Origin of the sequence: Streptococcus sp. k-378 (assembly GCF_013277505.1) — a bacterium.
Classification (GTDB): Bacteria; Bacillota; Bacilli; order Lactobacillales; family Streptococcaceae; genus Streptococcus; species Streptococcus pseudopneumoniae.
In genome coordinates, this window is the sequence record NZ_VMNC01000097.1 from 1 (window position 1) to 7,634 (window position 7,634).

The window sequence follows — 7,634 nt, forward strand, 5'->3', positions numbered from 1 at the left end:
TTATACTCAATGAAAATCAAAGAGCAAACTAGGAAGCTAGCCGCAGGCTGCTCAAAACACTGTTTTGAGGTTGTAGATGAAACTGACGAAGTCAGTAACCATACATACGGTAAGGCGAAGCTGACGTGGTTTGAAGAGATTTTCGAAGAGTATGAAGTTTAAAGAAAGGCCAAGATACGAAGATAATCTCCAATCAGTGCCACTTCAGCTACAAAGAAGAGGAGGATAATAACTCCGTTCACAAGGACAGACAAGAATAACTGATAGAAGGAGTCGGCTTCACTTGCTTGACTTGGTCTGGTAATGATATGGAGACTAGCAAGCAGAATGATTCCAATGCTAATCACACATAAAAGGGCTGAAAATCGTAGGCTATCAAAGAAGGCAAAGAAACTAGCAATAGCAGTGAGGAAGATTGGAATTGCCAAGAGTTGACTATATTGTTGGAGAACCTTGTCTAGCGTCCAGTCCTTTTCTTGGTAGATAAATCGTCTCACGACGAAACTACCCAAGAGGAATGAAAAGAAGAAGAGTGTTGTCGCTACTAGGATAGAGATGATAGAAAAGAGAGTTAAAGGTGCTAGTTGCTCAGGGAAGTGGCTGTTTATAGTTGCTATATGTCCATAGTAAGCATGTTTGATGTGGTAGATACTAAAGAAAAAGGAAGATGCAGAAAACAGAATGAGCAAGAGAAAGGCTGTATAGCTGTGTGTGCTACTTGTTTCAAGATTGTTCGTAGGAGATTTGATTGCTTCCACTAGCCAAGACCAAAAATCAAGCACTTGCTCTTTCCATTTATCCCTAGATTTTGGAGCTTGGTCGGGGATATAAGGACTTTCTAAAGATTTACTGATAAGAAGTGGCTCTTTCGTGGTTGCTTTTTGCTGAGGAAGAGCTTCTTGGCTCTCTTCAGCTATAGTGACTTTTTCTGTTTCTCCAGAAAGATCTGGCTCTTCTTCACTAGAATTAGACGCTTTCTTTTCTTCTATTTCTGTTCTCGCTTCACTGTCTTCAGGCGTTTCAATTGTCTCTTCTTGCTGGCTTTCCAGTTCGACTTCAGATTGAGAGACTTCCTCCTCTACTTGAGTATTTTTTCCAATTGGTGTATCGAGATCGGCTATCGTTTCTTCAGCCTTGTCTGCAACCTCTTGAGCTTGCTCTTCAGGCTTGTTCTTGCTTGTTGTTTTTACAAAATCATTACTTTCAAACCATTCTTGTTTCATGGTAGAACCTCCTTTTGGTTAGATAAATATGCTTCCATAGTAGCAGATGTAAGCGTTTTTGTCAACGTCTGCTTGGTGTGGATATTAGATCAATATTATCATCAGATCTCGCAATGAGTTGATCCTTGACATCGGTTTTTTCAGTTTTGTAAGGGTTGCTTAATTCCGTACCTCTTGATTCAGGCTTTTCTCTTGTGAATTGGAAGATAGAACCGTAGTTACTTGAGATGTCCCAGTTAATTCGTTGGCTTTCTTTCTGGTCTAGGATGATTCTGAGATAATCTTTGGCAGTCAGTTCAACCTTACCATGGACTTGGATATTTTCAGCGTGGAAGTGATGTTCTGTTGACTCTAGCTGACTATCTGTAAGAACTGTATCAAAGATATTAACGATATTGGGGGTTGTGAGTTTACTGTTTTTGATACGACTTCCTTCAATTCGGAGGATATAGCTGTTTGTATTGAGGGTCGCATTTTCAAGGCTAGCATTTATGATGGTGGTTTGTCCGCGATTGGCTGAGATGTTGATCCCTTTTAGAGTTCTCCCTTTCGGTAGTCCGATGATGACATCATTAAAATGATTAGATGAACTACTTACAATATGGAGAATCCCATCAATTCCAGAAGAGATAAATGGACTTTCAGACAGTTTCTTATCAGTGAGACTCAGAGTTCTATCGTTCTGATTGGTGATAAGATCATGGTGAGCAGAAAGTGATGGATGGTAAGAAATGTGGATTTGATCATCGAAAGAGTCTGTGATGGTCAGCGCGTGCTGGTGAAGAGTGATTTCTAGGTTTTCGACTTCCTTGCCAAAGGTTAGTTCTTCCGTACGGCTATCATAGACAGGTTCTTTGGACATGGAAAGTAGGCTCTTAATCCCGTCAGATTGGATACCTACAAAAAGCAGGATAAAGCCGATAACGGTAGTCACTACACCAAAAATGAGAAATCCTTTTGTCAATTTACGCATGCTGGTCACCTCTCTTTCCTTTTTTAAGAACAAATTGCACCAGGCGAACAATGAGTAGACCGAAGAAGCGGGCTACATAGGAAATACCTAGTAAGACTAGTGAAGAAGCACCGATAGCCAGTAAACCAGAACCGAAAATCAAGATAAAGACTGATTTGGCTTGGGCTAAGACAGTGAAACTTTCAACTAAAAATAGGAATCCGCCGATGATACCCAGTATGGAAACTGCAAAGAAAGCCAGAATAACAGTCAAAGCGGCTACAAGGATTGCGAACAGGGTCACGAGGATGGCGATTCCCAGAGGAATACCGATGGGTGCTGCAAGGAGGGCTAACAAGGCGATATGCAAAATTTGTCGGTTATTTTTTTGAGCGGGTGCCTCATTGATTTTTTTATCGAGAAGATTGGAGAGGACTTCGTGAGCTGCTTCCTTAGGAGTTCCTAAGCTAGCGATGAGTTCTTCCTCTCCTTCGACTCCAGCATCGTCAAAGAGCTCTCTGAAATAGTCCATGGCTTCAATTTGGTCAGCTTCAGGTAGTTTCTTGAGATAGAGTTCTAGCTGAGTCAGGTATTCAGTTCTTGTCATGGCGGATACTCCCTTCTATGATGCCATTGATGGTGTCTGTATAGAGTGCCCATTCATCTTTTAGGGTCAAGAGCTGTTCTATACCACCATTTGTCAAGGAGTAGTATTTGCGCATGCGACCTTGGAACTCTCTAGAATAGGTTGTCAGAAAGCTATTGCCTTCCAATTTTTTGAGAATGGGATAGAGTGTGGATTCTTTGATATTAGCGATCAGCTTAATGGTTTGGCTAATCTCATAACCATAAGAATCCCCTTTTTCCAGTACGGCCAAGATGAGAAATTCAATCAAGGCAGAGGATGTTGGAAAGTACATGGGAAACCTCCTTTTCTAATGTGTAAGATTTTTATATATAATTTTTCTACACATACATTGTACATCTAAAAGAAAGCCCTGTCAAGAGAAATGTGTAAAATTTTTATATATAAAAAACTTCTAGCTAAAACTAGAAGTTTAAAGGATCTTATCCGCTCTGTCCACTGTAAAGAGGGCCACAGTCATCAGGATATCGATGAGCAAGAGGGCAGCTACAGATGGTACCCAAGAGTGGAACAGGTCAAAACTGTAACCAAAGAGGGTTGGCCCAAAGGCTGCTAGGATATAGCCTCCTGTTTGAGATAGGCCGGACAATTGGGCTGTCTTTTCAGGGGCGCTTGTCTTGAGTGAAAAGTTGACCATGAGATAAGGGAAGAGGGCACTGGTTGCGGTTCCGATGAGGAGATGGATGGCAAGCCAGTAAATGAAATTATTGATTGGGAAAAAGAGCATGGAAATGCCGACCACACCAGCTAGTGAAACCAGAGTGAGCATGAGCTGACGGTTGCGAGTAGATAAACTGGTTGTCAGGCTTGGGATGGTCATTGAAAAAGGAATGCTAATCAGAGATAAGATAGAAGTCAGCAAGCCAGCTTCGTGACTGGATAGACCTGCATGGATAGACATGGTAGGTAACCAGGTCATGACGGTGTAAAAGATCAAGGATTGAAAACCTGAAAAGATAATAATTGCCCAAACCTGTTTATTACGCATGACCTTTATTTGACTTTTTTGTTTGGTTTGTGGAGCTAGTCTATGATTATAGCGGTGATTTGGGAGCCAGACCAAAAAAGTTGCTAGACAGAGTAACGTGAGGAGGAGGATAAGTCCTTTCCAAGAACTGGCTTGTGTAATGGGCACAGCTAGATAGGAAGCCAGAGCCGTTGCAATCCCCATAGACGTTACATATAAGGTGGTCAGAAAACCAATTTTCTTTGGTTGATTGGCTTGGATAAGACTAGGAAGCAGGACATTGATGACTGCGACACTTGCCCCAACCATCAAGGTTCCTAGATAGAGCAGGGGCAGATTGATTAGTCGAATAAGTGAGCCGATGGTCAAGAAGAAGAGGCTGTAGGTGAAGAGATGCTCCAAGCCGATTTTCTGAGCCAGTCGGGTAGAAAATGGTGAAAAGAGGGTAAACATAAGGAGAGGCAGGCTGGTCAAGACACCAAGCGAACTAACTTCTACCTCTAGACCTTGCGAAATATTTCCCAAAATAATGGGTAAAACAGTAAAAGGAGTTCGCAAGGAAACACCAATCAGGATAATACCTGGAACAAAAAAGAGTGATTGCTTTTTCATATAATACCTCTTATAGCTGATTTTTAATAACAGCTTATTTTAAGGCTTTTTCACTATAATGTCAAGTAAGGTTTCTGGCTTTCAAGATAAAAATGGGAAAGTCTTGAAAATTATGATAGAATGGTGGAAGGAAAAATTCAGGAGAGTAGTAGTGACTCAAAATGTTAAAAGTCTTCTCGTATCCATTGTAATCAGTGCATACAATGAAGAAAAATATCTGCCTGGTCTAATTGAAGACTTAAAAAATCAAACCTATCCTAAAGAGAATATTGAAATTCTATTTATAAATGCTATGTCCACAGATGGGACCACAGCTATCATTCAGCAATTGATAAAGGAAGATACAGAGTTTAACTCAATTAGATTGTATAACAATCCTAAGAAAAATCAAGCTAGTGGTTTTAACCTGGGAGTTAAACATTCTGTAGGGGACCTTATTTTAAAAATTGATGCTCATTCAAAAGTTACTGAGACTTTTGTAATGAACAATGTGGCTATTATTCAACAAGGTGAATTTGTCTGTGGGGGGCCTAGACCGACGATTGTCGAAGGAAAAGGAAAATGGGGAGAGACCTTGCATCTTGTTGAGGAAAATATGTTTGGCAGTAGCATTGCCAATTATCGAAATAGTTCTGAGGATAGATATGTTTCTTCTATTTTTCATGGAATGTATAAACGAGAGGTTTTCCAGAAGGTTGGTTTAGTAAATGAGCAACTTGGCCGAACTGAAGATAATGATATTCATTATAGAATTCGAGAACATGGTTATAAAATCCGCTATAGCCCAAGTATTCTATCTTATCAGTATATTCGACCAACATTCAAGAAAATGCTGCATCAAAAGTATTCAAATGGTTTGTGGATTGGCTTGACAAGTCATGTTCAGTTTAAGTGTTTATCATTATTTCACTATGTTCCTTGTTTATTTGTTTTGAGTCTTGTGTTTAGTCTAGCATTGTTACCGATCACATTCGTATTCATAACTTTACTATTAGGCGCCTATTTTTTACTTTTATCACTACTCACTTTGCTGACTTTATTAAAACATAAAAATGGATTTCTAATTGTGATGCCCTTTCTTTTATTTTCCATTCACTTTGCTTATGGCCTTGGAACGATTGTAGGTTTAATTAGAGGATTTAAATGGAAGAAAGAGTACAAGGGAACAGTAATTTATTTGGAAAAATAAGCCAAATAAATTAAAATGTGCTACAATAACAATATAGTAAAACTCTTTTAAGGAGGAGTAGATTGACATGAATAAAAAACTAACAGATTATGTGATTGATCTGGTGGAAATTTTAAATAAACAACAAAAGCAGGTTTTCTGGGGAATATTTGATATTTTCAGTATGGTGGTTTCGATCATTGTATCTTATATTTTATTTTATGGGCTGATTAATCCAGCACCTGTTGACTACATTATCTATACGAGTTTGGCCTTTCTGTTCTATCAATTGATGATTGGTTTTTGGGGGTTGAATGCTAGTATTAGTCGTTACAGCAAGATTACGGATTTCATGAAAATCTTTTTTGGTGTGACTGCCAGCAGTGTTTTGTCTTATGGAATCTGCTATGCCTTCTTGCCACTCTTCTCCATCCGTTTCATCATTCTCTTTATCTTGTTGAGTACCTTCTTGATTTTATTGCCACGGATTACTTGGCAGTTACTCTACTCCAGACGCAAAAAAGGTAGTGGTGATGGAGAACACCGTCGGACCTTCTTGATTGGTGCCGGTGATGGTGGGGCCCTCTTTATGGATAGTTACCAACATCCAACCAGTGAATTAGAACTGGTCGGTATCTTGGATAAGGATGCTAAGAAAAAGGGTCAAAAACTTGGTGGTATCCCTGTTTTGGGCTCTTATGACAATCTGCCTGAATTAGCCAAACGCCATCAAATCGAGCGTGTCATCGTTGTGATTCCGTCGCTTGATTCGTCAGAGTATGAGCGTATCTTGCAGATGTGTAATAAGCTGGGTGTCAAATGTTACAAGATGCCTAAGGTTGAAACGGTTGTTCAAGGACTTCACCCAGCAGGTGGAGGCTTCCAGAAGATTGATATCACAGACCTTTTGGGTCGTCAGGAAATTCGTCTTGACGAATCGCGTCTGGGTGCAGAACTGACAGGTAAGACCATCTTAGTCACAGGAGCTGGAGGTTCAATCGGTTCTGAAATCTGTCGTCAAGTTAGTCGCTTCAATCCTGAACGCATTGTCTTGCTCGGTCATGGGGAAAACTCAATCTACCTTGTTTATCATGAATTGATTCGTAAGTTCCAAGGGATTGATTATGTACCTGTGATTGCGGACATTCAAGACTACGACCGTCTCTTGCAAGTCTTTGAGCAGTACAAACCTGCTATTGTTTATCATGCGGCAGCCCACAAGCATGTTCCTATGATGGAGCGCAATCCAAAAGAAGCCTTCAAAAACAATATCCGCGGAACCTACAATGTTGCTAAGGCTGTTGATGAAGCTAAAGTGTCTAAGATGGTTATGATTTCGACAGATAAGGCAGTTAATCCACCCAATGTTATGGGAGCAACCAAGCGCGTGGCTGAGTTGATTGTCACTGGCTTTAACCAACGTAGCCAATCTACCTACTGTGCGGTTCGTTTTGGGAATGTTCTTGGTAGTCGTGGTAGTGTCATTCCAGTCTTTGAACGTCAGATTGCTGAAGGTGGGCCTGTAACGGTGACAGACTTCCGCATGACCCGTTACTTTATGACTATTCCAGAAGCTAGCCGTTTGGTTATTCACGCTGGTGCTTATGCCAAGGATGGGGAAGTCTTTATCCTTGATATGGGCAAACCAGTCAAGATTTATGACTTGGCCAAGAAAATGGTCCTTCTAAGTGGCCACACCGAAAGCGAAATTCCAATCGTTGAAGTTGGAATCCGTCCAGGTGAAAAACTCTACGAAGAGCTCTTGGTATCAACCGAACTGGTTGATAATCAAGTTATGGATAAAATTTTCGTTGGTAAGGTTAATGTCATGCCTCTAGAAGCCATCAATCAAAAGATTGAAGAGTTCCGCACTCTCAGTGGAGATGAGTTGAAGCAAGCTATTATCGCCTTTGCTAATCAAACAACCCACATTGAATAAAAAAGAAAAGCGCATATTATCAAGTTGTTCATAAGAACCTTGGTAATATGCGTTTTATTATGTAGAGACTTATACTCTTCGAAAATCTCTTCAAATCACGTCAACGTCGCCTTGCCGTATGTATATG

6 protein-coding genes and 1 pseudogene are annotated in these 7,634 nt (G+C 40.3%); 2 read left to right on the forward strand and 5 right to left on the reverse strand.

All coding sequences use genetic code 11. From position 1 onward, the window contains the following. Positions 1-158: 158 nt before the first annotated feature. From HT719_RS09380 to HT719_RS09400, 5 genes are all read right to left on the reverse strand, one after another. Positions 159-1,223 carry a DUF6574 domain-containing protein gene (locus HT719_RS09380; RefSeq protein WP_172928996.1) on the reverse strand — a complete coding sequence of 355 codons (1,065 nt, stop codon included), beginning with the start codon at positions 1,221-1,223 and terminating at the stop codon, positions 159-161. A gap of 61 nt (positions 1,224-1,284) precedes the next feature. Next, the gene (locus tag HT719_RS09385; RefSeq protein WP_172928997.1) at positions 1,285-2,196 is read right to left on the reverse strand and encodes a DUF4097 domain-containing protein; all 912 of its coding nucleotides are present in this window, start codon (positions 2,194-2,196) and stop codon (positions 1,285-1,287) included. Beyond that, positions 2,189-2,782, reverse strand: a complete 594-nt coding sequence (locus HT719_RS09390; protein ID WP_172928999.1) for a DUF1700 domain-containing protein — start codon at positions 2,780-2,782, stop codon at positions 2,189-2,191. The genes HT719_RS09385 and HT719_RS09390 overlap by 8 nt, the downstream gene beginning before the upstream one ends. Next, a complete protein-coding gene (locus HT719_RS09395) occupies positions 2,769-3,095 on the reverse strand; it encodes a PadR family transcriptional regulator (RefSeq protein ID WP_000273854.1) in 327 nt (108 codons plus the stop codon). The genes HT719_RS09390 and HT719_RS09395 overlap by 14 nt, the downstream gene beginning before the upstream one ends. A 138-nt stretch (positions 3,096-3,233) precedes the next feature. Beyond that, complete coding sequence (locus tag HT719_RS09400; RefSeq protein WP_000744907.1) at positions 3,234-4,400, reverse strand: CynX/NimT family MFS transporter; 1,167 nt, start codon at positions 4,398-4,400, stop codon at positions 3,234-3,236. Between the two features lie 58 nt (positions 4,401-4,458). Here HT719_RS09400 and HT719_RS09405 point away from each other — a divergent pair. Together HT719_RS09405 and HT719_RS09410 are read left to right on the forward strand one after the other, a co-directional pair. Next, positions 4,459-5,603: pseudogene (locus tag HT719_RS09405) on the forward strand (glycosyltransferase family 2 protein). 53 nt (positions 5,604-5,656) lie between these two features. Beyond that, on the forward strand, positions 5,657-7,507 hold the full coding sequence (locus tag HT719_RS09410) for a nucleoside-diphosphate sugar epimerase/dehydratase (RefSeq protein ID WP_172929001.1): 1,851 nt from the start codon (positions 5,657-5,659) through the stop codon (positions 7,505-7,507). Positions 7,508-7,634 lie beyond the last annotated feature (127 nt).